Below are 26,186 nucleotides of genomic sequence, written 5' to 3' on the forward strand. Positions count from 1 at the left end.
CAGGGCGCCGTCTTCCGTATTTCCGGTATGCCCGTTGTGGCTGCGGTACTGGCGGCATGGGTTTCAAGGCGCCGCGGGTAAAGATTCTACCCGCGTACCGCTATGGGATGGAGGATGGGAACCGATACTGGCATCACGGGCGCCTTGACTGTGCCGATTTTATGTCCAGAGCAGTGATGAGTTCGGTGTGGAGGGCGCGAAGGGAAGTCACCCCTTCTTCGCTGGGTATGGCTTTCCCATGTTCGGCGAGGTAGCTCGCTACGTCGCGTTTGCCTGGGATGCGCAACTCAGGCATGGATCTGGCCCAGCTCTCTAGTTGTTTGGGTCGCGGTACACCATTGTCATCGTCTATTGCAGGCTGCCCCATGATCCTGGCTGCTGGGTTCCACTCCTGCAGTAGACGCCCGTACATCAGCTTATATTCATCGGCGTCTAGAAGGTGCTCGAGCATAAGCGCGCCGAGTTGCACTACCTTGTTTGGTGCGACCCCCGCAGCAACGAGACTCTTTTTCAGTGTCTTTCCGCCATTGTCCCCATCTACAAGGAATGCAACTCGTGCCCCTTCCAAATCGAGCCCGGCGTAGTCCTCTGGCGATATCTCCGAGAGTCCAGGAGCAACTTGGTATGGCAGCTCCCCTAGACCTGTAGCTGCTCGGATGAGGGATGGCAGTAGCAGCATTTCCGTGGCACCTTCGGCAAGGACCACATATCGAGCTGTTGAAAAAGCTGAGGCCCCTGCCCCCATTGCGATCATAAGAGGCGTGAAGCCGCTTGCATTCCGCCAAAAACTGTTCTCAACAGTACTCTCTTGAGAATTTTTCGCCTTTGGAAGCACCGCACGAACACCGGTACCTAGATCGGACGGCAAACACGCCGGGGAATGCGTAGTGTAGACGATCTTTGCGACCTCATGTTGTCGCGAAAAGGATGCAACTAGATCCGCCTGGGCGTCTATGTGGAGGTGTGTTTCCGCTTCGTCGATAAGAATAATTGGTTTGACATCAGTCGTTTGCCTCGCGAGAAACGCTGCAAGGGCAACGTACATTCGAAGTCCTGCGCTGCGTTCATCGATTGGCGTGACCACATCATTGCCTTGAAGTATTTCTAGGTAAATAGTGGAAGTTTCCAGGTTGAACATTACCGACAAGTCGGATTGTCGCCAAGACTCAGCGAACTTGCGGCTAAGGGTATTGTTTGCCTTTCGGATCCGAGTTCCATACGATGCACGATTCCCATCTTCAATGTCCGAATATAATTCCGGCAGGGAAAGATCCGCCATATCCGCAAGGTTCTGGAGGGACTGGGGAATATCATCGAGCGTACGTTCGGTCAGGGTGAAAGCTGAAGGCAACGTGCGGTCGGCCTCCGAGAAGACTAATGCCTTGGGAAGAAATTCAACAAGCCGTTTGCGAACCTCGGGGGCGGGATCATCCTCTTCGATCCAACTCAATAGATCTGCGACGGCTTGAAAAACGTCCTCGGTAATCGGATGGGATTCTGTTGACTCATGCAGGTTCAAGATCTGATCATGAAGTGGAAGGAGGGCCTCCATGAGTCGATCTTGTCCTGCCGCCTCCTCCAGACTTAGAATTAATGCCTTTAGACGTTTACCGAAATCTTCGCGAAGTTCGGCGTCGCTCTCGATTTCTGATTCTTGTGAATCTGACTGTCTCAAAAGCATATTTTCGACCGTTGTATGAAAGCGAGCAACGAGGGCGTTGACTCTACTTTTCGACCTAGTCGGCCGAGGCTCAATATTCAGATATCTAGTTGTATCACCTGCCCTCCTAGATAGTTCCATCTTTCGTGGAAGTTCCTCGAGGTCCATATCAGCGAAAGATTGCATTTCGTGCTCCTCGAGCACATATATGCCCGTGACGACAGTCGAGTCATCGCTAGGTCTAACTGTTCTGGACCGTCGCGCTGGAGGAAGGGTGGAGGAATCGTCACTCAAATAGTGCAGCGCATCGAGGAGCGTCGACTTTCCAGCTTCATTTGGTCCGACAATCGCTATGACGCGAGGTGCCATGTCCATAGATCCCTGGGCGATTCTGCCGAATCCCGTTATAGATACTTTCGATAAACGCAATGAAGGTGCCCCCTGGTGTACTTGAGTGAAAACGCCCAGGTCTCGCGCTTTGCAGCTTGCGAGCGAGAACCACAGTTCGGTCCAACACTAACTCAACGGACTGCAATATGGCGGTAGCATTTTCAGCGCATTTTCAACGGCGGAGAGCCCATCGTGTTGGAGCAGGATCGGCGTCAGCTTGCGAGCCTGATGGCGCCCTCCGTAAGGTCCGGGATCAGGACTGGGAGCGCAGGAGTCAGTTACGACGGCCCGCGACTGGTGATCGGGTTGAAGTCAGATTAGGCCCTCGGGGTCCTTCCCCAATCGACAGCATGCCGGGGAGTAGCGCGCCAAAAGTGTTAAGTTCGGCCGACCTAGGTGAAGCCTATGGAACGAGGAGCGTCCCCACTCTGTACATTTCCGCACGCAGGACATCCGCGCAGATTCGTTCGAAGGCCATCAACCATTCATCTGGGTCGCCTTGTGGGGCAACGGTGGCGAGTGCTTTCCGGTACCAATTTCGCGCCATCTGGTCAGGATCGCCAACCATGAATCTGCCATAGTGTGCGGTGGCGTTCCTCCTGGCGTACCAATGCGTGACGGCCGACGCGAGGTCGGGGGCCGGGTGCACCATGCTCTGCTCGTCTATTGGCATTGTGCTTCGAAACAGGCGTCCAGCGATGAGCTGGTAAACCCTTGGAGCCGCCTTGGACGAATCGAGGTTTCCGGGCCACGGCGTTCCGTCGAGTCTTGTGACAGGACGACCGGCCTCGATTCGACCTATGGCTAACGTTTCAAGTGCGGACCAGAGCCTGAAGTATCTGGCATCAGGGGATGGATCTGCCTGGGCCTCGCGGAAGAGGTCTAGACACAGTTTCAACAGTGGATCATGATTCAGGGCAGTCTGCTGGAGTACCAATTGCGACTGGTTTTCGCCAGCGAGGATGCCACCAATTAGGTTGCCCCTATAGGTAGATTGTTCAAATCGAAACTTTGAAGCAATCGTTTCACCGTCTTGGAGTTGTTCCACGCACGTGACGACGGGACGTCCGCTTGCGCCTCGATTTACCGACAAGATTGATAAGAGGTTGTCTCGGGCTTCCGTGCAAATCTGCATAGCGAGTTCGATCGATTCAGCAAAGACATTCTCGAATGCGAACACCGATACAGGCTGATGACGTCCAAAGGCTTCAGCCCAACCTGGCTGGAGTGGTTGCGCGCTCCAGCCGAGTTGAGCGATGGCGCTATTTACGAGCTGCTCGGCGTCTGCACCTGATGGCCTAGCCTCTATGCCAAACACCCGAATACCGGGAAGCCTCATCTGAGTAGTAAGGAGGAGACCTTGCACGATGCAAGCAATGCGATAGTGCGAGGAGCCCGGAACGGTGGGGTCGCCGAGCGGCACGCCATAGCGTTCGTATTGACTTTTCTGTATGTCGGCATATCGGGCTACAACCTCAGGATCGGAGCGTCCCAATGGTCTAATCGGGTCACATATACAAACGCTGATGTTTGGAAGATCGAGTCTTTCGCTGTCGAGCCAAACACTACTAACAAATAGTGCAGTTTCACGTGTTTGTCGCGGTATTTCTATTTGTGCGTATGCAGATCCGTTACCCACTAGCTCTAATGGGCAGTCCATGCGCCAGGAAGTTTCTAGATTGTCGGTACCAGAGATGACTGCGGCCACTTGCCTTGCTGATGCTGGTAAGTTCTCCACCCGGATGGTCGCCTTTTGCCCGCTATGAACGACTTGTGGCCATAACCTACCCCTGATGTTGCTCATACTCAGATAATAACGGCGAAATCAGTCGAAGGCGTGTGTCTTCGTGAATGAAGGAGACTATCCGTCCGTTTTCGTCTTGGCCCTCGATGACCCCGCCGGATGCGCCACCTGCACCGTGGTCGGATCCCAGCCCGGGCTCATCACAGCGGCATGGAACTGTTCCTCCACCGCCTCGGGATCGTCATTGTTGACCTGTGCGATTGGGGTGCTGGCGGGCACATGGAAAGGGTTGTCCTCGACGAGGCGGTCCTGCCAGCCGCGAGGAAACGGCGCCGTATGTGAGCCAAGCGACCCGCCACCCCTCTGGTACAGCCCGATCCCGCCGCCTAGACTGACGGCCATCCGAGCGCGCCGACCTGAGGAGCAGCATGCCCACGATCGCCGAGACCGTCGTCCACAACCTCGCCGCCAATGGGATCCAGCGAATCTGGGGAGTTCCCGGAGACTCCCTGAACGCGGTGACCGAGGCCATCCGCCGGGAGAAGGGCATCGAGTGGATGCTCACCCGGCATGAGGAGGAGGCCGCGTTCGCTGCCGCCGGGGAGGCGGCGCTGACGGGCGAGCTCGCGGTGTGTGCGGGCAGCTGCGGACCTGGAAACATGCACCTCATCAACGGGCTCTACGACGCGCACCGAAGCCGGGTTCCCGTGCTCGCGATCGCCTCGCACATCCCGAGCGACGAGATCGGCAGCCAGTACTTCCAGGAGACCCGACCCACCGAGCTGTTCCGTGACTGCACGGTCTTCTGCGAGATGGTGCTGAGTCCTGAGCAGATGCCGCGGCTGCTGGAGATCGCCATGCGGACGGCCATCGAGAAGAGGGGCGTGGCGGTGCTCGTGATGGCGGGCGACACCGCGCTGCAGGACGCCGCGGACGAGCGCGTCTTCACGGTCCGCCGCACCGACCCGGTCATCGTGCCCTCCCCGGCGGAGCTGCAGGAAGCCGCCGCCACGCTGAACTCCTGCGGGAACGTGACCATCCTGGCGGGCGCCGGCGTCGAGGGGGCGCGCGAGGAGGTCCTCGCCCTCGCCGACGCACTGGGAGCACCGATCGTGCATGCCCTCCGCGGCAAGGAATTCATCGAACACGACAACCCGTTCGACGTCGGCATGACCGGGCTCCTGGGCTTCGCGTCGGGATACCGGGCGATGGAGGACTGCGACGCGCTGCTGATGCTCGGCACCGACTTCCCATACCAGCAGTTCTACCCGAAGAAGGCGAAGATCCTGCAGGTCGACATCCGGGGCGAGCAGCTCGGCCGCCGCGTGCCGCTCACCCAGGGCATGGTCGGCGGGGTGCGCGAGACGGCGTTGGCGCTGCTGCCGCTGCTCGAGCGCAAGTCCAACCGCACCCACCTCGAGAAGTCCCTAGACCACTACCGCCGCACCCGCGCCCAGCTCGACGACCTTGAGAAACAGGGCCCGGGCACCATCCATCCGCAGCACCTTGCCCACCTGATCGACGAGCTGGCGGCCGACGACGCGGTCTTCCTGCCCGACGTCGGCACTCCGGTCATCTGGGCGTCCCGGCACCTGCACATCGGCGCGCGACGGCGGCTGATCGGCTCCTTCTGGCACGGCACCATGGCGGCGGCGACCCCGCTCGGCATGGGCGCCCAGGCTGTGGACCGGAACCGGCAGGTCGTGGTCCTCGCCGGCGACGGCGGCCTCGCGATGATGCTCGGTGAGCTGCTGACGGTGGTGCAGCATCGGCTGCCGATCAAGATCGTCGTGTTCGACAACGCGGCGCTCAGCTTCGTCGAGGTGGAGATGAAGGCGGCGGGCATCGTCAACTTCGGCACCGGGCTCGAGAACCCGGACTTCGGTGCGGTTGCGCAGGCGGTGGGGATGCACGGTGAGAGCGTGACGCGCCCGGAGGACCTCGAGGCCGCCCTGCGCCGTGCGTTCGCGTACGACGGCCCCGCGCTCGTCTCCGTCGCGGTGGAGCGGCAGGAGCTCTCCATGCCGCCGAAGATCGACGCGAAGCAGGCCACGGGCTTTGCGGTCTACGCGATGCGCACGGTGCTCGCCGGCAACGGCCGCGAGCTCATCGATCTCGCCCGGGCGAACGCGCGTCAGCTGCTTTGAGCCCCGGGCCACGCCATGGAGGGAACGGTGGTCGCGTGACGGACTTTAATGGGATAATGAGAAATCAGGAGGTGGACATTTATTTCAGGTCCCGGTGTCGTGATGACACTCCCAGAGGAGCGTATTTTCTAATGTCCCGGAAGTGTACGGATACTTAAAAGTAGAACAAGAGATTACCAGCCACCATGAAACTGGCGATCGGTTACATATGGCGGGCTATCTGTAGGCAGCTGCAGTATTTCCGCTCTTGCCCAGCATTCCTCCAAGTTGTTCGTTCAAGCACAGCAGGCCCCACGGGGCCTTTTTTTATGCCCAAAATTAGGAAGGAACCAAAATGTCCACTCTCTTTGCCCGTCCCGTCGACAGCCTCTGCCGCAGGTCCATCACGCCATCAAAAGCAGGCATCGGCGTAGATGGCCGGAGTTCGTTCGAGGTGGTCATGGACTCCGCAGTCAGGCTGCTGGCAGATCGGGCCCGGCTGTCCTCGCCGCGTACCATCAACGGACTTTGCGGCCTGATTGCTCGTGCGGAAAGAACCGTCATCACTGCGGATCTCAAGTCCTCACTCATCGCTGTCTGGAAGGCCCTGTTAGCGGTAGTCGAAACGCCCGCCCACAACCAGTCGTTGGAGGTTCGACGCCAACTGCTTGTTGCCCTGGCGAAGATGCTCTGTAGTCCGATAGAGATGCCTCTTCGTGAGCGTCAGCGTTATTGGGAGATGTTGAAGGTTTACCTCCTTGTGTTGGAAAGCACCCCCAGCTACGAGGACGCGCTGGTGCGGATCGACCTGCGTTTCCCCCGATGGATGGACGTCCTCCACTCAGCCGTGCGGAACGGAAGAATCCAGCCGATTACCGCTCCTTCGGAGAACGCGGGCCGTAGAAGGTACCTCAGTACAACCGAAGGTGTAGACCGAGCGCGTTGCTTGTCGGCTGGTACCTTCCACGCCACAAATGACGAAGCCCAATACTTCGGAAACACCTCGGATCACTGGAGGAGGCATACGTCCCACCGGTAATAACTAGCTCCTACCTTTGCCCCGCCTTCGTCAGGGCAAGGGGCTTTCTTGTTTAACGGCCTTCGAAAGGACTACCTGTATGCCTACCTCATCCCTTCCATCGGACCCCTCCCTGTTCCTCTGGGCATCTCACCTCGGCCGCGCCGCCGGCGACATTGATTCCTCCCAGCTGAGTCGCGGGATTGCCACTGTTGGGCCCCTTATTGAGCAGTACATCGACGGTTATCGTCGCGGTAAAGGTCTGCCGGTAATGACCATGCTCAGCATTCTGGAAATCTGCCGCACCGGGCAGGAAACTCCGCCCTTCTGCGATGGACGCACCAAACTACTCAACGTCTGGGCATGCCTGGGCAACTTGAATGGTGTCCGTGGAACCCCGCTGTCCGGTCTTACGGAGCGAGTAGAGCTGATCCTCGCGCTTAATGACCTGCTCATCATTGATGAGACGCCGCCCAACGTGGAAATTTACATCGCCGTCTTGGACGCAGAGTTGGCATCTATGCCGTGGGAGCTTCTGGGCCTGTTGCCTGCGGATTGTGCCCTGCACATCCAACAGATAGATGAAGATTGGCGCGCTTCCGTGATGGACGAACCCACAGAGGAGATGCCGGAGAGCGGGTGAGGGTGACATCCAGGGCGCCGGCGTCGCAAAGGCCCCACTCCGCTGCTAAATGACAGAGAGTGGGGCCTTCGTAGGACTGGAGTCTGCTGACGCTGAGTCCTTACGGCTGCTTGTAACGCGTCCGCGCGAAGAACAGGCCGACCAGGGAAATCACGGCGATGGCCATGTAGTACAAGCCCGGTGCGCTCAGCGACCCGGTGACATCCAGCAGCCAGGTCAGCACCAGCGGCGCAATACCGCCCAGCAGCGTTACCCCCACGTTATAGGTGATGGCCAGTCCGGTTCCTCGAATTGCTGCCGGGAACATCGAGGAGAGCAGGGCCGGAAGCGGTCCAAAGTAGAACGCCATAATGACACCAAGCAAGCCTATGACGAGCACTAGTGTTGGAACCGTTGGGTTGGTGACCATGAGCTGGAACAGCGGCCAGGCAAGGAGCAGCGCACCGAGTGCCGCATAGGTCATAACTTTGGCGGGTCCCACCCGGTCCGCCAGATGACCAACAAACGGCACACCCACGAGGGTGATAAGACCGGCGACCACGCCGCCAAGGAATGCCGCGGTTGCCGGGATTTCCAGGTTCGTCACAGCGAACGTCGGCATGTAGAGAATCATGTAGACGGAGATGGTTGCAACACCAACGGCAGCCGAAGCGGCAAGAAGGCGCCCGTAGTGATTCACGAGCAGTGTCTTAACCGGAGAGGACACCTTTTCACTGTGAATGAAGTCCTCGGTTTCTGAGAGCTTGGCGCGGATGTAGAGTCCTACCGGGCCAATGAGCAGGCCGACGAAAAACGGCACACGCCAGCCCCAGCTGTTCAGTGCCTCTTCGGAGAGTCCCTCGGTCAGCGCGAAGCCAAAGCCTGAGGCGAGCACCATCGCGGCGCCTTGGCTTGCCACCTGCCAAGAGGAATAGAACGCTTTCTTATGTGGTGCCGTCTCAATCAGAAATGCAGTTGCAGTGCCGAATTCGCCACCTGCGGAGAATCCCTGGATGAGGCGCGAGAGCAGGATGATGACCCCGCCCCACATGCCCACCATTGTGTAGGTGGGTGCCACCGCCATGATCAGCGTCCCGACCATCATCAGCAGCAGGGTCAGTGACAGGGCATTCTTGCGTCCCTTGCGGTCCGCGTAACTACCCAGCACCATGCCGCCCAGGGGGCGGACGACGTAGGAAATCGCAAAAGTGGCAAAGGTCAGGATCAGTGCGAACGTCGGGTCCGAATCCGGGTAGAAGTTCTTCGCAATGACGGTTGCGAAGGTTGCGTAGACGATGATGTCGAACCATTCGAGGGCGGCACCAATCGAACTACTAATCACCGCCTTCTTGGCGTCTTGAAATTGCTTCGGCGTTATCGTCGTTGGTGCGCTCATGAGGTGCTCCTGGTGGGCGTAAGTGTTGGCAGGCTAGGCGGTGAGGGCTTTCACAAGGTTGTCGATGAATGATTCGCACTCGGCGATCTGTTCCAGGGCGATGAATTCATCAGGTGCATGCGCCTGGGCAATGTCGCCGGGGCCGCAGACAACCGTGGGAATGCCCGCGTTGAAGAACAACCCCGCCTCGGTGCCGTAGGTTGCCTTATCCGGGCTCGGCGTTCCGCCGAGGTCGGCCGCCAAGGAGACTATCGAGGCCTCGGCGGGGGTATCGAGCCCGGGGGTCTGGGCCAGCACTGTGAATTCGACGCGTGCTTCGGGGTTTAGGGCCTTCATGAGCGCTTCAATGCGCAGTGCTTCGGCACGGAAGCTTTCGATGAGCGCTACCGGGTCATCGGCACCGATGGAGCGGAATTCAAAGTGAAGCGTGCATAGCGCCGGAATGGTGTTTACCGCGATACCGCCCTGGATCTGGTTCACCGTGGTGGTGGTGTAAGGGACGATGTAGGCTTCATCGGCGGCGCCGGTGCTGGCGAATTCCCTGGCTTTGGCATTAACAAATGCCGCAAAGTCGGCGGCCGCGGAAATCGCGTTGACGCCCAGAGTGGTCAGTGAGGAATGTGCCGCAATTCCGTGAAAATCTACCTTGATGACATTGACCGATTTGTGCCCGCGCACCACACGCATGGAGGTGGGCTCCCCAACGATGGCGCCGCGCGGCTTCAGGCCGTCGGCGGTGATAGCCGCTACCAGGTCAACCGCTCCGATGCAGCCGACTTCCTCATCGTAGGAGAAGGCTAGGTGGATAGGTTCACTGAGTTTGGCCTCGACCATTGAGTCGAGTTTGGCCATCACCACGCCGATAAACGATTTCATGTCGCAGGCGCCACGGGCATAAAGCTTGTCGTCGCGTATCTCAGGGGTGAACGGATCGGAGCTCCAATCCTGTCCGTCAACCGGAACAACATCGGTGTGCCCGGAGAGCACAATGCCGCCGGTCCGCGTGCCATCGCCTGCGGGAATGGTTGCCAGCAGATTTGCCTTCTGCCCGGTTGCATCGTGGATGAGCTTTGATTCGATGCCCAGAGTACTGAGGCGTTCACCCACGTAGCCGAGCAGCGGAAGATTGCTGTCCCGGCTGACCGTATCGAAATTAATCAGTTTCGTAATTTCTTCAAGCGTTGCATCGCTCGGTGTAGGTGACATATTTACTCCTGGTATTCATCGAGACAGCCGCCAAGGCATCCGCATTTTCGGCGGACGGCTAGCCGCGAGTCTGTCACTGGGGGCCTTTCTTGTCACACTGTTGCGGCCTCGTGACGTCATACCGTGCCTCAATGTGGCCGGAGTTCGTTTCCGCTGTTAAATGGCAGCACAATCAGTTCCATGGACGCCCCGGAAACGATCGCCTACCCCCTGGAGTGAGCGAATGACAATTGAATTACGTGTGATGCCGGCCGAACGATTCGCCGCGTGGCTCGAGGAATCGCGCCGCGGCTACGAGCAATCACGCATCGAGTCAGGAGAGTCCACCGAAGTGGCGGCGCAGAAAGCGCGGGCGGGGTTCGCGGCGTCGTTCCCGGACGGGCAGATCGCGCCGGGCCAGCTCGTTTACGACGTCGTCGCCCTCGATGGCAACGGAGCGTCCACGGTCGTCGGGTATCTCTGGATCTCGCAAACCGGGGATAGGGCAGACGCGTGGTGGGTTTCGGATATCGAGATCCACGAAGATCACCGGGGCAAGGGCTACGGCCGTGCCGCAATGCAGCTGGCGGAGGGTGCCGCCGCCAAACAGGGTGCTGCGACGCTGGGCCTCAATGTGTTCGGCTACAACACCGTGGCCCATGACCTGTATGAGTCCCTGGGCTATGAGACCGTCTCCACGCAAATGCGTAAGCCGGTAGGGCAATGAAACACCCACCCAGGGCACTGGCCGCCGGCGGACGCTGAGTACGGCGGCTGTCGCCGTGTCCCGGCGTCCCGCCGTCGTCATTCCTTAGGACTGAGGGGTTTTAACCGCAATCACCGGAGCATTGGCCTCCAGCAGGATCTGCTGCGCTGTGCTGCCGAGCAGGAACTTGCCCACCTTGCTGCGGTGCCTCACTCCGATCACCACGGCCGAGGCGCCCACCTCTTCGGCGGCGTCGAGGAAATCCCCCACGGCGTCGCGGTCACGGGCATCCGGCAGCCGGAAGGTGACCGGAACGCCCTGAAGCTCGGGGCCCTCAGGGTCGAGCTGAGTGCCCTCGAGGTTGAAAACCACCAGGTCTTCCTGACGGCGTCGGGCTTCTTCGAGCGAGGCAGCTAGTGCAGCTTCGCCCTCGGGGGTGCTGGTGCGGGCAACAATGACGGTCATAAGTACTCCGAGGTAGGAGGGGATTGTCCTTCAGGTTCTCCACGCCAAGTAGAAAAAGCAAAACCTTCGCAATTTATTAAGCGCGGCGGCCAAGCCGACTCCCTCAATATGACTCAGATCACCTAGGGTCATTAGGTGGTCGGCTCAACGCTGAGTACCGGCCAGCTTTTATGTCTCTACCACCCCCACTAAGGACAGTTGATTTCGTGAGTTCATCACCAGATCGAGCCGGGTCCGGCGCACGTCGCAAGCATCCGGTCTTTATGGCCGTCTATGGCATCGTGGCTGCTGCCACGATCGGCCTGGCCACCTTCGTTTCCATCCAGTCCGCATCCGGCGGTTCGGACATTCGTGCCAATCTCACTCTGATTGCCCCCGCAGGTGCCGGCGGAGGCTGGGACATGTTCATGCGCGAGCAGCAGCAGGCCATGCGCGCCAACGGCCTGGTGAACAACACGCAGGTAGTGAACATCCCCGGGGCAGCCGGCACCATCGGCCTCGGCCAGCTCTCCACCATGTCCGGGCAGGCCAACAACCTGATGGTCACCGGCGCAGGCCTGGTCGCCGGCGTCGCGCAGCTGGACTCGGCGGTTACGCACGACGACGTGCGGCCCATCGCCCGGGTGGTGGAGGAGTACGACGTCGTTGTGGTTCCGGCCAGCTCCCCGTACAAGACACTCGACGACCTGGTGCAGGCTTGGAAGGCCGACCCGGCAGCGATTGCCTGGACCGGCGGCGGCACCTTTGACCAGCTGGTCATGACCGAACTTGCGCTCGCTGCCGGCGTGGATCCCTCCGACACCACGTACATTCCGAAATCCGGCGGCGGCGAGGCGGCCCAGGCACTCATCACGGACACCGCCAAAGCTGCCACGTCCGGTTACAAGGATGTGGAAGACCAGATTGACTCCGGGCGCCTGCGCGCACTCGGACTGGCCGCCCCGCAGCGGCTGGACGGCGTCGATATTCCCACCCTGACCGAGCAGGGCTACGACGTGGACCTGGCCAACTGGCGGGCCATCCTGGCTCCTCCGGGAATCACGGATGAGGAATTCGCGGAGCTTCGGACCCTGGTGGAGGAAACCATCGCGACCCCTGAGTGGCAGGACGCCGTGGAGCGCAACAAATGGGTCGATGTGTACCTCACCGGAGACGAGTTCGATGAGTTCATGATCTCCGAGCAGCAGCGCATCGGCGAACTCGTGAAGGAGATCGGCTGATGAGTAATCCAGTGCCCCCGTCCGCCGGCATGGCGGAGACGCAGCGGCCCGAAACGGCCGGAACATCAGACGCGACGCTAGCCGTCCGGACCTCATGGCGGGATGGCCGCAGCGGGCTGCTTCTCTCGCTGCTCATGGTGCTCTTCAGCACCTATCTGCTGATCGGCATCCTGACGATGGACGTGGGGGAGGGCACGGACTTCCCCGGTCCGAAATTCTTCCCCGGCATCCTGATGGTCGCCGGATACGTCCTGGCCGTTCTGCTGGCGCTGCACTACCTGCGCTCACCGGAACATCCCACGGAGACTTCCGCACGGACGTATCGAACCTTCACGGACTGGTCGGCAGTCCTCTGGTCGGCCGGAGGCTTCCTGCTGTTCGCCCTGACCCTGGAAACACTGGGCTGGATTATCGCCGCAGCCATGCTGTTCTGGTTCGTCGCCAAGGGCTTCGGCAGCCGCCGCCCGCTGTTCGACATCTCTTTCGCCCTGCTGATCAGCAGCGCAATCTACCTGGCATTCTCGGTCGGCCTGGGACTGAACCTCCCCTCCGGCATTCTTGGAGGCGGTTTCTGACATGGATTCACTCAACCTCTTGGCGGAAGGCTTCTCTTCCGCCCTGACCCCAATGAACCTGCTGTGGGTACTTGTCGGCTGCCTGCTGGGCACCGCCGTCGGTGTCCTGCCGGGACTGGGCTCTTCGATGGCAGTGGCCTTGCTGCTGCCCATCACTTTTGCCCTCGATCCGACTGCCGCGTTCATCATGTTCGCCGGCGTGTACTTCGGCGGCATGTTCGGCGACTCCACCATGGCCATCCTCATGAACACTCCGGGGCAGGCTTCGGCCATCGCGTCCACGTTCGAGGGGCACAAAATGGCCAAGGACGGGAGGGCCCCCCAAGCGCTGGCCACCGCGGCCATCGGCGCGTTCATCGGCGGCATGGTCGCATCTGTCCTTGTCGTCTTCCTCGCCCCGGCCCTGGCGGATTTCTCAGCGAACTTCGGCCCCGCCGAGTTCTTCGCGCTGGCTTTATTCGCTTTCGTCGCCACGTCCTCCGTGGTGTCGGACTCAGTGGTGAAGGGCCTCGCGGCGCTGGTGATCGGCCTGGGTATCGCCACGGTGGGCATCGACCCGTTCTCGGGTGCGGAACGCTTCAGCTTCGGTGCGCCCCAGATGTTCGACGGCATCTCCCTGATTACCGTGACCGTAGCCATCCTGGCCCTGGGGGAGGTATTCCATATCGCCTCCCGCATCCGCCGCGATCCGACCGGCCAGCAAATCAGCTCCGCCGGCCGCCCTTTCCTCTCCCGTGCCGAGCTCAAAGAGGCAGCCCCGGCCTGGGCCCGGGGCACCGCCATCGGACTGCCCTTCGGTGTTATCCCGGCCGGCGGGTCCGAGATTCCGACCTTCATCTCCTACGACGTGGAGCGGCGCATTGACCGGCGCCGCAAACAGCCGAAGTTCGGCAAGGGCGCCATCCGCGGCTTGGCCGCTCCGGAGGCCGCCGGCAACGCCACCACAGGCACCGCGATGGGAGCTTTGCTGGCTTTGGGCCTGCCGGTTTCGGCGACCGCCGCGATCATGCTCGCCGCGTTCCAGCAGTACGGGCTGCAGCCGGGACCGCTGCTCTTCGACCGATCGCCTGATTTGGTGTGGGCGCTGCTGGCAAGCTTCTTCATCGCGATGATCGTGCTGCTCATCGTCAACCTGCCCTTCGCCGGGCTGTGGGCCAAGCTGCTGCTGATCCCGGCCCCGTACCTATACGCCGGGATTACCGTCTTCTGCGGTCTGGGCGTTTACGCCACCTCCGGGGCGGTGTTCGATCTGCTGATGCTGCTCGGGCTCGGCCTGGTCGGCTTCCTCATGCGTCGTCACGGGATGCCCCTGGCCCCCTTGATGATCGGTGTTGTGCTGGGCCCGTTGGCGGAAACGAGCATGCGCGATGCCCTGCTCTCATCCAACGGTGACTACTCCGTGTTTGTGACCGGGCCCATCCCGCTGGTGCTCTACGCCCTGCTCCTCATAGTGCTGGCGGTGACCTTGCGGTCCAAGATCGTGAACAGGACCCGGCAGGACGTGTAAGTTCCCGCCTGTTTCAGACCAGCCCGTGAGGGGCCTTGCCGACAGGCGGGGCCCCTCACGGGTTTGTGCAACGGAATGTTAGAACAGCGGCCAAGGCACCGCAGGCATGTCACCGCTCGGAGCGGGAAACATCCCAGCCGAACGAAGCCGGACGCAGCGCGCGGCAAACGCCTCAATCTCTTCAGCAGTGAGCAGCTTCGCCAGCTGCGAGCCCAGCTCACCCTGCAACCCTTCAACAACCCGGTCAACACCCGCAAGTTCCTCGGCGCTCAACTCGTCGCCGATCCAGCCCCACAGCACCGTGCGCAGCTTGTGCTCGCTGTGGAAGGTGAGTCCGTGGTCCACGCCGTATCGGTGCCCGTCCGCCATGGCGAGGACGTGGTCGCCCTTGCGGTCGGCATTGTTGACCAGGACGTCGAACACGGCCATCCGCCGCAGCGCCGGAGTGTCCTCATGAATCAAGGAAACGATCCCCCCGCTTTCGTCCTGGCCCTGGAGGACCTCTTTCCACCCGGTGTCCGGCACGTCCTCCTCCGGCACCAGATCCACGGCGGTCTGCTCGGGATCGGTCTCCTGCCAGAGCTGGACCATCCCTTCACCGAACCGGCCGTCCCGCAGCCAGGTGCGCGGCACGATATTCCAGCCCAGCACCTCCGACACCAGGTAAGCGGCCACCTCGCGGTGCGCCAGGCACCCCTCGGGAAAGTCCCAGAGCGGTTTCTCGCCGGCGATCGGTTTGTAGACCACGACCGCCCCGCCGATGCTACCCAGGAAGGTGGCATTGGACGCCGTCGTGAGGCGGCCGGTGAGCGTCAGCTCCGCGGTGACCAGGTCGGGCGCGGGCATCAGGCCTCGGGGAAGGTGCAGGTGTGCCCGTCGGCGTCGATCGGCTGGCCGCAGATCACGCAGATCGGACGCCCGGCGCCTACCACTTCCCGAGTGCGCTTGGCGAAGGCCCGAGCCGTGCCGACCGGCATCCGCACCCGCAGCACCTCTTCGGCGTCGTCGGTTTCGTCGTCGTCTTCCTCGAGGAAGCCGTCATCGTCCTCATCCACTTCTTCAAGGGGGTAGGCCTCGATGACGACCTGCGCCGTCGTCGGATCCCAGCCCAGGCTCATCACGCCGGCGCGGAACTGTTCCTGCACCGCCTCGAGATCGTCATTGTCCACGAGCTCCAGGGGAGTGCTCGCGGGAACGTGGAAGGGGTTGCCGTCGACGGTCATGAGCTGGTCGAGGATCTCGTCGATCTTCTCGGCGAGCTGGGCCGACTGCAGTTTCTCCAGGGCAATGCTGACAATCTGCTTCCCGGTGCGCACCTGCAGGTAGAACGTGCGCTGGCCCGGAACGCCGACAGTGCCGACGACGACGCGGTCCGGCCAGTCGAAATCGTGAACGGTTGTAGGCATAGAACTACTCTAGGCTCATCGGGCCGGCGGTGCCGCGTGACCTGCACCACCGCCGACCGCGGCGTCGTCCGACGTTGGGCTGGCCGCCAGCCAGGACAGGTCCCCGGCATCGGTGTTGATCGCGAGGACGGTGGGGCGTCCCGAGCCGTAGTGCACGATCGACACGGAGGCGGGGCCCACATTGAGGCGCTGGAACATATCGAGGTGCATGCCGAGCGCGTCGGCGAGGACCGACTTGATGATGTCCCCGTGGCTCACCGCCACCCAGACGGCGCCGGGCCCGTGCTCGGCTTCGAAGGCTGCATCATGGCGCCGGATCGCTGCCACCGAGCGGGCCTGCATTGCGGCCATGGACTCGCCGCCGGGAAAGGCGACGGCGGAGGGCTGCGACTGCACCGTCGCCCAAAGCTTCTCCTTCGCGAGCTCCTCGAGCGTGCGGCCCTGCCAGGAGCCGTAATCGCACTCGGTGAGGTCGATGTCGACCGGCGCATGAGGGTTGCCGGTCTGGCGGTCAAGGATGAACTGCGCGGTCTGCCGGCAGCGCTCGAGGGGACTGGACACTACGCCGACCACGGGCACGACGGCGAGCCGGTCACCGGTCGCGGATGCCTGGTCGCGGCCCACCTGGTCGAGTTCGACGCCGGGGGTCCGGCCAGCCAGCACTCCGGAGGCGTTCGCGGTGGTGCGGCCGTGCCGCACGAGGATTACTGTTGCCATCTCCCCAGAGTAGTCACGTCGGCGACGGCGGCGGGAACAAGGGGGTTGCTTGCATTACAACCTACCGGTAGCCTGCATTGCATGACACCTTCCCCCGAATCGGTTTTGACGCAACTCCGCAAGGGCACCGTGGATTACTGTGTTCTCGCCTGTCTGCGCTCCGGGGCCGCGTACGGACTGGAGATCGCCGAGCGCCTCGGGGAGCGGAAAGTCCTGTTCGCCAGCGGAGGCACGCTGTATCCGCTGCTCTCACGGCTACGACAACAGGGGTGGGTAACCACGACGCTGGAGCCATCCCCGGTCGGACCTCCCCGCCGCTATTACCACCTCACCGATGAGGGTGAGAACGCCCTGAAGGTCTTTACCGAGACCTGGCACCTGTTCGCCGCGGACGTCACGACCATGATCAAGGAGACCCCATGAACACCACCGAACCGATGCCTGCACTTCTGGAGGCTTACTTCGCCGACCTCGACCGCGCCCTGATCGGCGCCGATCCGCGGGAGCGCGCTGAAACGGTCCAAGCGATGCGCGAGGATGCGGCCGAGATGCTCGCTCGGGAAGGTGCTTCGGAGAAGACTGCTGAACGTATCGTCGTCGAATTCGGGCCCGTGGAGCAGGTGGCTGCCGCCGCCACGCCGGCTCCCGCGCCAGGACCCGGTCCGACGCGTTCCTGGGCCGACATCTGGCTGCTCGTTGGCTCCATTGCGGGCTTCGTGTATTGGATGCTCCCGTTCATTGCCATCGCGATGCTCATCTGGGCGGTCTTGCGGATGAGGCGCAATACCGGAAACCGGACTCTGCAGCGGGTGGCTCTGTGGGTGTCCATTGCGGCGGTCGCGTTCTCCGTGGGGCTGTTCATCATGCATTCCGTATCGTCCCTTTTGGGGATGAGCTGACACGAACACCGACCGCCATTCGAGGGTCCTCTAGAGCGGGTCAGATTCCATGGTCGTCGTTGCTTCTTCGCTCGCCTCGGCATGGCGGATAACCAGGGAGGTCGTGATCAGTAGGCCGGAGAGCAACACGCAAAGCACCACCAAGATCAGGTAGACGAACGATATCAGCACGGCTGCAGGTGCTGATTCCCAGAGCACGGGGATCAGACTGACGCTCCGGCTATCTCCGATGCCGAAGTTCCTGTTGATGAATGGACCCAGAACAATTAGAACGACGGCGGCGAGACCGAGCCGGGTTCCGAACCTCATCGTTGATTTGGCCAGCGCTGGACCGGACATCTCGCTCCTAGGGGTTGGCCGGAGGTTCATGCAACAAACTGCATTTGCTTTGAGTATGGGTGCACTCTGCGGCGGTATCAATGCTGCACGCGGGTACCCCTAGGGGGATTATGCGAGGTTGCCTGGGTCAACCGCCAGGACGAGCTCCACGTGGTCCTGCCCGAGGACGTAACGGAATCGGCTGAAATCCGGCACCAGTTCCTGCTCCACAAGGGTTCTCGTCAGGTATTCGACCGCCGCAGCGTAAGCCGCCATCGTGGGCACTGCGGGTAGGGCCACGCTGAACTCCCGGCGGCCGGGGAGGTGCAGGACGGAGGCGTTGCCGGGAAGCGGGTGCAGGGCACCATCTGCGGGAAGGTCCACGGCGATAATCCAGTCCGGCCCCTGAGGCGTCTTCGCTTTCTCCTTATCCTCCTCGGTCTGGAGGGCGTACTGGCACCAGGGCGGCCCGGCGACGTCCACGCCCGCGTCCACGAGTTCGCGCCGCAGTGCCTCCGCTGCCGTACGGACCCGCTTTGGCAGCATCACGCCGTCCGATGCGGCTGTTTCACCCGGCACCTGGCGGATTACCGCCGCAGCCGGGGGCGTGTCCCGGGCATCGGCCCGCGGCCACCCGGTGGCGAGTTGCCAGGCCTGGGCCATGGCGTTGTCCTCCTGGCTTCGTTCACGCGTCAATTCGGTCTGATGCTCGGTGAGGATTTCGGGCAGCAGATCGGGATTGGCCAGTATGGTCCGGATCTCACTGATGCTCACCGCTGCCCGGCGCAGGGCCATGATCAGCAGAGCGCGGTGCGTCTGGTCGAAGGTGTAGCCGCGGTACCCGGTTTCCTCGTCGATCTGGGTTGGTTCCAGAAGGCCCTGACGGTGGTAGTAGCGCAGGGTCTGCGCCGGGAGTCCGGTCATCTGGGCGAAATCGCCGATAGAGAGAAGGGGTCGCTGGGTCATGGAATCAACCATGAGGCCTCTAGTAGGTAGAAGGTCAAACCGGGCGCCGCCCGCCGATGTGTGAGTGGCAACGCTACGTGGCTGCTGCGCACAGATAGGGGCATTTATGAGTGCCGGCTCAGTAAGGAACAATGGCCGCAGTTCCAATCAGGAGGGAGAAGCTTTGAAAAGGTTCTATGTTGCGTCGAGCTTCAGAAATATCGTCAACGTGCGGTACGTCGCGCAAGCCCTGGAAAGCAAGGGCTACGTCAACGCGTACGACTGGACGCAGAACGCGTCAGTGCGCGATGCGGGCACGGCCACCCTCGATGATCTGCGCTCCATCGGGCAGCAGGAGAGAGATGCAGTGATGGGGGCCGACGTCGTCGTTATCCTGCTTCCGGGCGGGAAGGGCACGCATGTTGAGCTTGGCATCGCAATCGCTCAAGGCAGAAGGACAATCCTGCATTCCGCGGACGGGGACATCAATAACCCCGAGACCACCAGCACGTTCTACCACCTACCCGAGGTGGAGAAGTGCCACGGAACGCTGGACGACCTCCTGGCCGTGATCGTCGGCCGGGAAGTGCCCGTTGCCTCGGCCTGACTCGTTTCTGTCGCGGTGAGGGACCCTCCTACGCACAGCGGACGTCATGCTCGCTTCAGGCTACGAAGATGCAGAACGGATGACCGGCCGGATCGGCGTAAACGTACAACGGCTCGTTCAGGTCGTCCGTACGGTCGAAGCGGAGCTCTGCCCCCAACGCCAACGCCCTGGAGTGATGATGCTCGAGTGTCTCCCGGTCAGGGACTGTCAGGTCGAGGTGCATCTGCATCGGCACATCAGGCAGCGGCCATGTTGTCCTCTTCAAATGGTCAACGTGCTGAAAAGCAAGCTTGCGGCCGCCCTGTCCATCAGTGAGAACGAGCCAATCGACGTCGTCAGGCATGCCCTCACCCACGGGCTCATCTCCTGGCCGGTACTGGAGCCCGAGCAGGTGGCGGTAGAACTCAGCCAGTCCTCGCACATCAGTAGTGTCGAGAACCATGTGAAGCACCTGAGGGAATACGCTCATGGGCCGAGACTAACGATCATCAAGGTTCCCTGGCCAGCCTTCGCCACACCACATCAAGCCGCCGGCATCGGTGCTACCCGCTGGCGTGTTTCGGATCGTAGTCCCAGATAGGTGCCGGTAATGATGAGTGCGGCGCCGAGGATGCCCAGAAGCGTGAGGGTTTCCCGGCCGATAGTGGTTCCGATAAGAACGGCCCAGATGGGTTCGGTTCCCATCAGGAGGCTAACCCGGGAGGCGGATGTTTGTTGAATGGCCCAGGTCTGGATGAGGAAAGCGAACACGCTGCACGCCAGCCCAAGGTAGAGCACGCCCATCCATTCGCCCGCATCGAAGCTGTGCACTGCCTGAAGCACACCTTGGTAATCGGCGCAGGTATAGACGACGGCGCAGACCGCGCTTTGGGCCAGGGTCAAATTCAGCGCGCTGTAACCTCGGCCCCGGGTAAGGGCGGAGACCGCGGTGACGTGGATGGACCGTACGACGGCTGCGGCCAGCACGAGCATGTCCCCAAGCGTCGGTGCCGCGAATCCGTCGCCGGAGACAAGAAGGCACACGCCCACGACAGCGACGACGCCCGCGATGAATACCGTGCGCGGCACCCGCACCCGGAAGCCAACGCTTTCAGTGAGTGGGGTGAAAACAACGACGAGACTGATGATCAGCCCGGCGTTCGTCGCGCTGGTGCCGGCGATCCCGTGGGTTTCGAGGATGAGTACCGCGGCCTGGGTGAGACCCAGGACGACGCCGACTATGAGTTCGCGGCGCACGGCCCGGCGGCGTTTCCAGATCAGCCAGATCAAGGCCAGTGCCAGCGTGGTGATGAGAAAACGCAGAGAGAGGATGACGGTGACGCCGACCGTGTCGGTGAGGGTTTTGGCTGCAAGGTAGCTGCTGCCCCACGCGATAGCGACCAAGAGCAGGAACAGGTCCACCCTGCGCGCAGCGACAAGTGAGGAGAGCGGGCGACGTCGTTCGTCGCGTATGGGAGGGGCGGGAGCGGGGCGTGGGGAGGGCACCCCGCAAGTCTTATGGCAATGTACCCGTAAGACGAGAGGGCATTTGATGAACTAATGGTTTAGATTCCCCTTATGGATCTCCACCAGTTGCGGTTGCTTAGGGAGTTGGGCGAGCGGGGAAGCCTTGCCGCCGTCGCCCGCGCGCTCCATGTCTCTCCGTCAGCCGTGTCGCAGCAACTCACGGCGTTGCAGCGTCGAGTCGAGGTTCCTCTGACCGAACGACGGGGACGGAATCTTGTCCTGACCGGTGCCGGTCAGGCCTTGGCCCGAGCTGCTGTCGATATCAGCGTTGCCATGCGCTCCGCTGAGCAGGCCGTCAGCCACTATCTCCAAGACCCCCGCGCGACGGTGAGCCTCTGCGCGTTCAACAGTGCGGGCCTGACCTACTTCGGCCCCCTGCTCCAGGCCCTATCCGGTGAGGGCAGCCCGCGGCTGATCTGCTCCGACCGGGATGTGGGGCAGGAAGAGTTCCCATCCCTGACCGCGGATTACGACCTGGTCATCGCGCACCGCCTCGAGCACAGCACGCCGTGGCCCGAAACCATCACCGTCCTGCCGCTGGTGCGCGAGCCCCTGGACGTCGCCATGTCAGAACAACACCGGCTCGCCAACGCATCAAGCGTCAGCATCGCCGACCTCATCGATGAAGAATGGGTGTCCGTTCAGGACGGATTTCCGCTCATGCCTGCTCTGCAGGCGATTGCCGTTCACGCCGGCCAACCCCTCAACGTCACGCACCGGATCAACGAGTTCTTCATCGGGGCCGCGATCGTCTCCGCCGGACCTGCCATCGCACTGATGCCCCGCCACACCGCCTCCCCGCCGCCTGGCAGCGGAATTGTTCTCAAACCAATCCGCGATCTACCGCTGGCCAGGCGCGTTGATGTCCTCTGCCGTCCAGAAGCCCTCCACAGGACCGCAGTCCAACAGGTCGTCACCGCTCTTCGGCGGACGCGGGCCGGTAAATAGTGCTCGACTACTTGCCTCAACGCTTTTGGTGCAGCGGATTTCGCCAAAGTAGTTGCGCAGGGACGACAAACAGAATCCAATAGCCCCATGACGAAGGAACCCGGCACGGCCACATCAGACACACAGCCCGGGCTGAAGCGGGCAATCGGCGTGCCGCTGCTGTTCGCATTTATCGTGGGCGACACCCTTGGTGCCGGCATCTACACCCTCGTGGGTACCATGGCCGCCGACGTCGGTGGCGCGATCTGGATACCCCTCCTCATCGCACTGGTCGTCGCGCTACTTACTGCCGCGACATACGCGGAACTGATCACCAAGTACCCGCACGCCGGAGGAGCCGCCCGCTACGCCGACCGGGCTTTTGGCATCCCCTACGTGTCATTCCTCGTCGGATTCCTGATGATGGCCTCAGGAATCACCACAGCCGCTGCCCTCGCGAACGCCTTCGCGGGCGATTACCTCACCGCACTCATTGACGTGCCGTCCGCCCCCGCAGCGGTCGCGTTCATCATCTTGCTGACCTTGATCAACCTTCGCGGCGTCCGGGAGTCCCTCGCCGCGAACCTCGTAGCTTCTGTCATCGAGGTATCCGGCCTCGTCCTCGTCATCGTCGTGGCCGCCATCGTCCTCGCCTCCGGCAACGGGGAACCCGCCCGGCTCCTCGAGTTCGCGCCGGACGTACCGCCGTTCCAAGGCGCCTTCGCCGCATCGATCGTCGCGTTTTTCTCTTTCCTGGGCTTCGAGGCGGCAGCAAACATGGCCGAGGAAGTACGTAACCCATCCAAGGCCTACCCTCGCGCACTGTTCGGTGCTATCTGCACCGCTGGGGTCGTCTACCTCCTCATCGCTCTCGGTGCGGTCATTGTCATGCCCCCGGCCGAACTGGCCGATTCCACGGGACCTCTGCTCGACGTCGTCGCCGCCAGCGGCATCGGAATCCCGCCCGGACTATTCAGCATCATCGCCCTGATCGCCATTGCCAACGGAGCACTGCTGTTCATGGTCATGGCCAGCCGTGTCGGCTACGGATTGGCAGAAGCAGAACTGCTCCCTCACGCCTTCGCTCGGGTGCTGCCAGGCCGTCGCACTCCCTGGGTCTCCATTGTTGTGGTTGCCGGACTGACGATCGTCCTTACCCTCCTCGGAAATGTCGCCACATTGGCCGAAACCACCGTGCTGCTCCTACTCCTGGTGTTCCTTTCTGCCAACGTCAGCGTCCTCGTCCTCAAAAAGGACAAAGTGGACCACGACCACTTCTCAGCCCCACGATTTCTGCCGATTCTCGCGATCATTGCGAGCATCGCACTCCTCACACAACAAAGCGGGATTGTCTGGCTCGGCGCCGCCGCCTACGCAGTGGTCGGATCCTTGTTGTTCCTCGCTGCCAGAGCCGGGCGTAAACGCCAGGAACGCGTGAACGCTAGTAGCTAACGAGGCGGGCCGCCGTTGGGCGGGGTGCCGCCGCCGGGTGGTCCGCCGGCGGGACCGCTGCCGCCGCCCATACCGGAGGCCGTTTGCTGCGTCACGCTGTTGGCATAGTCGTTTGTGGGGTCGCGGTAGATGGTGTGGACGTGTCCCCAGCCGGAGGTGGACACTCCGTCGACATCTGCGCCTGCCGAGCCCTGCTGCGCCTGGAAGGCGACATAAACGTTCGGCCCAGAGATCGAGAACGAGATTCCGTCCCCGGAGCTCATGTCGTATGTGGTCTCACCGGACCACGCGATGACGGTGTCATCGAGTGTGGCTTCGATCTTCGCCCGGGAGCCGGCTGTGGTCTGCTCGTCAGCAATGCCGGACCAGTTCGCGATGAGATCGAGGAGCAACTGCTTCTGCGCGTCGGTCAGATCGGCGCCGGTGAGGCCGGCTCCGGCGTCGAAATCACAGGCATCGCCAGGTGCACACATGCTGACGTCGCCCGACGTGAGCGTCGCCTGCTGTTCCCCCGTCAAGCTGTCAAAGAATGCGAACGCATCGGTGTAGATGCCGTCGAACGGCCGCACTTCGTTGCCGTTGGCGTCGGTGTAAACGGCAGGCTGCACACCGAGGTGGGTGGGAGCGAACGTGATCGCGTCCATCGCGCCATCGAGGGTCGCGTTGATGCCGAGGTGGTGGCCGCCGAACTGCACTTCGAAGGCGCCGGTGTCGGACGGGTCACCGAAGAAGGCGATGTAGTACTGGCCGAGGGACTGCTCGGTGCTGCTGCTGTTCTGCTGCAGGTACTCGTCGCCACCCATAATTCCGGACACCGTGTCGTACGCCTCGTCGCTAAGCAGTGCCTGCAGGACCGCCAATGCTGCGGTCTTCTGCTCGTCGGTCAGGTCGGCGAGATTCAGGCCGGCACGCTGGACGAATGTCACGGGAAAGTTTGACCAGGACGTCGTCTTCGTCGCGTCGTCGTAGTCATACAGGACCGTATCGCGCTGCTCGTCGCTGAGCGTCGCCAGGAAGGCCTCAGCGGCAGCTGCCGTCGAGGAAATCGTCCCCTGGGTTGTCGTCGACGACGTCATTTTCGGGTCCGCGGCCGTGCTGCTGCTCGAATCACTCGTAGCAGAGGGGGATGCCGTGCCGGAGGTGGGAGCGACGTCGGCCGCGCAGCCGGTCAGGGCGAGGCCGCCTGCCAGGAGGAGCGAGACGGCCCGCAGGGCGCGCCGTCGTACCAACGACGACGCCGCGGGCAGGGTATCGGTGGTTCTGGATGACCTCATGTGAACACAGTAGAAAAAGCGCCTTGCCGTTCGCTTCCTAGTTGCTGAGAGCCTTCTGAAACCGTGTGTCGAGTATCCGGAAACGGGCCGGCTTACGCGTCAACACGGCTCAGCGTTCCGCCCCCTAATGAAAGGGAGAAGACGTCTTCCATATACGATAAGCAGACTTAGCTTTGACGGCGGCCAGCCGGAAATGCATACAGCAGCGGACCTGCACCCCGGCCAAACGGGGCGGACCCGGTGCAGTTCGTTAATATGACATGGACTACGTCCGCCGATATGAAAGTGAATTATGGAAGACGCCGTTATGACGGGTACCAGTGTGGATTCGAGTGGAGAAGGCAAACACCGGCCAGCTGGCCCGGCCCGCCAGCGGCACCTCAGCGACTTCACGGCTTTGACCCGGCAGATCCAGGAAGCCGGGTATATGCGCCGGAACTACGGCTACTACTGGGCCAAGCTGATCGGGGTAACCCTGATTGGTCTGGTGCTGGCCCTGGCTTTCATCCTGCTGGGGGACACCTGGTGGCAGATGGTGACCGCGGTGGTGCTGGCGTTGCTGATGACGCAGATCGCGTTCCTGGGACACGACGCCGCACACCGGCAGATCTTCGTGTCGCCGAAGTGGAATGAGTGGGTCTCGCTGATCGTGGTTAATCTCTTTGCCGGCATGGGCCTTGGCTGGTGGAATTCAAAACACAGCAAGCATCATGCTGCACCGAACAAGATCGGCACGGACCCGGACATCGCTCCCGGCGTCCTGGCCTTCACTCCCGAGGCGGCCGAAGCGCGCAAGAACCGTTTCACGCGCTGGCTTGCCACCAAACAGGGTTACTTTTTCTTCCCGCTGCTCCTGCTCGAGGGCGTCAACCTGCATGTGCAGGGCATTAAACGGGTGCTGGGACGGGGCCGGATCAAGCGGCGGTGGGTGGAACTTAGCTTCATCACTGTGCGCCTGGTCAGTTACGTGGCGCTGGTCTTCGCCGTGCTTTCACCGGGCAAGGGCGCAGCATTCATCGGCGTCCAGCTCGCCGTCTTCGGGCTGTATATGGGTATTTCCTTCGCCCCGAACCACATCGGCATGCCGATCGCGCCCCGGGAAGCGGGCATCGATTTCCTGCGCCGCCAGGTCTTGATGAGCCGTAACATCACCGGCGGCCGGTGGGTGGATACCTTTATGGGAGGTCTGAACTTCCAGGTGGAGCACCACCTGTTTCCCTCCATGTCCCGCCCGAATCTGCGAAAAGTTGCCCCGCTGGTCCGCCAGTACTGTGACCAGCTGGGGGTGCGGTACACCGAAACCGGGTTTGGCCAGTCCCTGAAGGACGTCACCGCCTATATCAACAGGGTGGGCCGCGGCGGCGTCGATACGTGGGCATGCCCGCTGGCCAGCACGCACCGCGTGTAGTTCGTAAACCCTGCCGCGCCTACGCGCGGGCCGGCGTCGCCTCTGCCTGGGAAACCAGACTCCGTACTGCGACGGCGGCCCGCGGGGCAGCGGACGCCCTGCAAGAATGTTCC

The 26,186-nt window shown here is 62.0% G+C and carries 27 protein-coding genes; 13 read left to right on the forward strand and 14 right to left on the reverse strand.

Annotation, left to right across the window (positions count from 1 at the left end):
- Window positions 1-133: 133 nt before the first annotated feature.
- The 3 genes from NNX38_RS14635 to NNX38_RS14645 all read right to left on the reverse strand — a co-directional run bounded on the left by NNX38_RS14635 (window position 134) and on the right by NNX38_RS14645 (window position 4,073).
- A complete protein-coding gene (locus NNX38_RS14635; RefSeq protein ID WP_255798688.1) occupies window positions 134-2,089 on the reverse strand; it encodes an ATP-dependent endonuclease in 1,956 nt (651 codons plus the stop codon).
- 364 nt (window positions 2,090-2,453) lie between these two features.
- On the reverse strand, window positions 2,454-3,854 hold the full coding sequence (locus tag NNX38_RS14640; protein WP_255798689.1) for a hypothetical protein: 1,401 nt from the start codon (window positions 3,852-3,854) through the stop codon (window positions 2,454-2,456).
- Window positions 3,855-3,911: 57 nt separating this feature from the next.
- On the reverse strand, window positions 3,912-4,073 hold the full coding sequence (locus NNX38_RS14645; RefSeq protein WP_370646476.1) for a hypothetical protein: 162 nt from the start codon (window positions 4,071-4,073) through the stop codon (window positions 3,912-3,914).
- Window positions 4,074-4,222: 149 nt separating this feature from the next.
- Here NNX38_RS14645 and poxB point away from each other — a divergent pair, with 149 nt between their 5' ends.
- The 3 genes from poxB (at window position 4,223) to NNX38_RS14660 (ending at window position 7,581) form a co-directional block, all read left to right on the forward strand.
- The gene (gene poxB, locus NNX38_RS14650) at window positions 4,223-5,941 is read left to right on the forward strand and encodes a ubiquinone-dependent pyruvate dehydrogenase (RefSeq protein ID WP_255798690.1); all 1,719 of its coding nucleotides are present in this window, start codon (window positions 4,223-4,225) and stop codon (window positions 5,939-5,941) included.
- Window positions 5,942-6,275: 334 nt separating this feature from the next.
- Window positions 6,276-6,959, forward strand: coding sequence for a hypothetical protein (locus NNX38_RS14655; RefSeq protein WP_255798691.1), 684 nt, complete (start codon window positions 6,276-6,278; stop codon window positions 6,957-6,959).
- A gap of 79 nt (window positions 6,960-7,038) precedes the next feature.
- A complete protein-coding gene (locus NNX38_RS14660; RefSeq protein ID WP_255798692.1) occupies window positions 7,039-7,581 on the forward strand; it encodes a hypothetical protein in 543 nt (180 codons plus the stop codon).
- Between the two features lie 100 nt (window positions 7,582-7,681).
- On the opposite strand, the gene NNX38_RS14665 is transcribed toward NNX38_RS14660, so the two are convergent.
- Together NNX38_RS14665 and argE are read right to left on the reverse strand one after the other, a co-directional pair.
- The gene (locus tag NNX38_RS14665) at window positions 7,682-8,956 is read right to left on the reverse strand and encodes an MFS transporter (protein WP_255798693.1); all 1,275 of its coding nucleotides are present in this window, start codon (window positions 8,954-8,956) and stop codon (window positions 7,682-7,684) included.
- A gap of 33 nt (window positions 8,957-8,989) precedes the next feature.
- Complete coding sequence (gene argE, locus NNX38_RS14670) at window positions 8,990-10,162, reverse strand: acetylornithine deacetylase (protein ID WP_255798694.1); 1,173 nt, start codon at window positions 10,160-10,162, stop codon at window positions 8,990-8,992.
- 223 nt (window positions 10,163-10,385) lie between these two features.
- On the opposite strand from argE, the gene NNX38_RS14675 reads away from it, so the two are divergent.
- The gene (locus NNX38_RS14675) at window positions 10,386-10,868 is read left to right on the forward strand and encodes an N-acetyltransferase (RefSeq protein WP_255798695.1); all 483 of its coding nucleotides are present in this window, start codon (window positions 10,386-10,388) and stop codon (window positions 10,866-10,868) included.
- An 84-nt stretch (window positions 10,869-10,952) separates the two neighbouring features.
- Here the strand turns inward: NNX38_RS14675 and NNX38_RS14680 are convergent, their stop codons facing one another.
- Window positions 10,953-11,312 (reverse strand): universal stress protein, encoded by a 360-nt coding sequence (locus tag NNX38_RS14680; RefSeq protein ID WP_255798696.1) that lies wholly within the window; start codon window positions 11,310-11,312, stop codon window positions 10,953-10,955.
- A gap of 263 nt (window positions 11,313-11,575) precedes the next feature.
- Between NNX38_RS14680 and NNX38_RS14685 the strand changes: the two genes are divergently transcribed.
- From NNX38_RS14685 to NNX38_RS14695, 3 genes are read left to right on the forward strand one after another with little or no spacing between them, the layout of a single operon-like run.
- Window positions 11,576-12,532: a tripartite tricarboxylate transporter substrate binding protein gene (locus NNX38_RS14685; protein ID WP_255798818.1), complete on the forward strand. Its 957-nt coding sequence runs from the start codon at window positions 11,576-11,578 to the stop codon at window positions 12,530-12,532.
- A complete protein-coding gene (locus NNX38_RS14690; RefSeq protein WP_255798697.1) occupies window positions 12,532-13,107 on the forward strand; it encodes a tripartite tricarboxylate transporter TctB family protein in 576 nt (191 codons plus the stop codon). Before NNX38_RS14685 ends, NNX38_RS14690 begins: the two co-directional genes overlap by 1 nt.
- 1 nt (window position 13,108) lies before the next feature.
- Complete coding sequence (locus tag NNX38_RS14695; protein ID WP_255798698.1) at window positions 13,109-14,614, forward strand: tripartite tricarboxylate transporter permease; 1,506 nt, start codon at window positions 13,109-13,111, stop codon at window positions 14,612-14,614.
- 78 nt (window positions 14,615-14,692) lie between these two features.
- Here NNX38_RS14695 and NNX38_RS14700 read toward each other — a convergent pair whose 3' ends face one another.
- From NNX38_RS14700 to NNX38_RS14710, 3 genes are read right to left on the reverse strand one after another with little or no spacing between them, the layout of a single operon-like run.
- On the reverse strand, window positions 14,693-15,460 hold the full coding sequence (locus NNX38_RS14700; RefSeq protein WP_255798700.1) for an SCO1664 family protein: 768 nt from the start codon (window positions 15,458-15,460) through the stop codon (window positions 14,693-14,695).
- Window positions 15,460-16,020, reverse strand: coding sequence for a DUF3090 family protein (locus tag NNX38_RS14705; protein ID WP_255798701.1), 561 nt, complete (start codon window positions 16,018-16,020; stop codon window positions 15,460-15,462). Before NNX38_RS14705 ends, NNX38_RS14700 begins: the two co-directional genes overlap by 1 nt.
- A 15-nt stretch (window positions 16,021-16,035) precedes the next feature.
- On the reverse strand, window positions 16,036-16,737 hold the full coding sequence (locus tag NNX38_RS14710; protein ID WP_255798702.1) for a histidine phosphatase family protein: 702 nt from the start codon (window positions 16,735-16,737) through the stop codon (window positions 16,036-16,038).
- Window positions 16,738-16,818: 81 nt separating this feature from the next.
- On the opposite strand from NNX38_RS14710, the gene NNX38_RS14715 reads away from it, so the two are divergent.
- Window positions 16,819-17,160, forward strand: coding sequence for a PadR family transcriptional regulator (locus tag NNX38_RS14715; protein WP_255798703.1), 342 nt, complete (start codon window positions 16,819-16,821; stop codon window positions 17,158-17,160).
- Window positions 17,157-17,636 (forward strand): hypothetical protein, encoded by a 480-nt coding sequence (locus tag NNX38_RS14720; protein ID WP_255798704.1) that lies wholly within the window; start codon window positions 17,157-17,159, stop codon window positions 17,634-17,636. The genes NNX38_RS14715 and NNX38_RS14720 overlap by 4 nt, the downstream gene beginning before the upstream one ends.
- Before the next feature lie 30 nt (window positions 17,637-17,666).
- On the opposite strand, the gene NNX38_RS14725 is transcribed toward NNX38_RS14720, so the two are convergent.
- Window positions 17,667-17,975: a hypothetical protein gene (locus tag NNX38_RS14725; RefSeq protein WP_255798705.1), complete on the reverse strand. Its 309-nt coding sequence runs from the start codon at window positions 17,973-17,975 to the stop codon at window positions 17,667-17,669.
- A 108-nt stretch (window positions 17,976-18,083) separates the two neighbouring features.
- Window positions 18,084-18,920, reverse strand: a complete 837-nt coding sequence (locus NNX38_RS14730) for a MerR family transcriptional regulator (RefSeq protein WP_255798706.1) — start codon at window positions 18,918-18,920, stop codon at window positions 18,084-18,086.
- Between the two features lie 163 nt (window positions 18,921-19,083).
- Between NNX38_RS14730 and NNX38_RS14735 the strand changes: the two genes are divergently transcribed.
- On the forward strand, window positions 19,084-19,506 hold the full coding sequence (locus NNX38_RS14735; protein ID WP_255798707.1) for a nucleoside 2-deoxyribosyltransferase: 423 nt from the start codon (window positions 19,084-19,086) through the stop codon (window positions 19,504-19,506).
- Window positions 19,507-19,561: 55 nt separating this feature from the next.
- Here NNX38_RS14735 and NNX38_RS14740 read toward each other — a convergent pair whose 3' ends face one another.
- Window positions 19,562-19,975: a VOC family protein gene (locus NNX38_RS14740; protein WP_255798708.1), complete on the reverse strand. Its 414-nt coding sequence runs from the start codon at window positions 19,973-19,975 to the stop codon at window positions 19,562-19,564.
- 53 nt (window positions 19,976-20,028) lie between these two features.
- Window positions 20,029-20,991, reverse strand: coding sequence for a DMT family transporter (locus tag NNX38_RS14745; protein WP_255798709.1), 963 nt, complete (start codon window positions 20,989-20,991; stop codon window positions 20,029-20,031).
- A 72-nt stretch (window positions 20,992-21,063) separates the two neighbouring features.
- Between NNX38_RS14745 and NNX38_RS14750 the strand changes: the two genes are divergently transcribed.
- Together NNX38_RS14750 and NNX38_RS14755 are read left to right on the forward strand one after the other, a co-directional pair.
- Window positions 21,064-21,960, forward strand: coding sequence for a LysR family transcriptional regulator (locus tag NNX38_RS14750; RefSeq protein ID WP_255798710.1), 897 nt, complete (start codon window positions 21,064-21,066; stop codon window positions 21,958-21,960).
- A gap of 87 nt (window positions 21,961-22,047) precedes the next feature.
- The gene (locus tag NNX38_RS14755; protein ID WP_255798711.1) at window positions 22,048-23,391 is read left to right on the forward strand and encodes an APC family permease; all 1,344 of its coding nucleotides are present in this window, start codon (window positions 22,048-22,050) and stop codon (window positions 23,389-23,391) included.
- Here the strand turns inward: NNX38_RS14755 and NNX38_RS14760 are convergent.
- Window positions 23,388-24,665, reverse strand: a complete 1,278-nt coding sequence (locus NNX38_RS14760; RefSeq protein WP_255798712.1) for a DUF3500 domain-containing protein — start codon at window positions 24,663-24,665, stop codon at window positions 23,388-23,390. The genes NNX38_RS14755 and NNX38_RS14760 overlap by 4 nt on opposite strands.
- Before the next feature lie 307 nt (window positions 24,666-24,972).
- On the opposite strand from NNX38_RS14760, the gene NNX38_RS14765 reads away from it, so the two are divergent.
- A complete protein-coding gene (locus tag NNX38_RS14765; protein WP_255798713.1) occupies window positions 24,973-26,073 on the forward strand; it encodes an acyl-CoA desaturase in 1,101 nt (366 codons plus the stop codon).
- The last annotated feature ends 113 nt before the right edge of the window (window positions 26,074-26,186 follow it).

The organism is Arthrobacter sp. zg-Y238 (assembly GCF_024385525.1).
GTDB lineage: Bacteria > Actinomycetota > Actinomycetes > Actinomycetales > Micrococcaceae > Arthrobacter_B > Arthrobacter_B jinronghuae.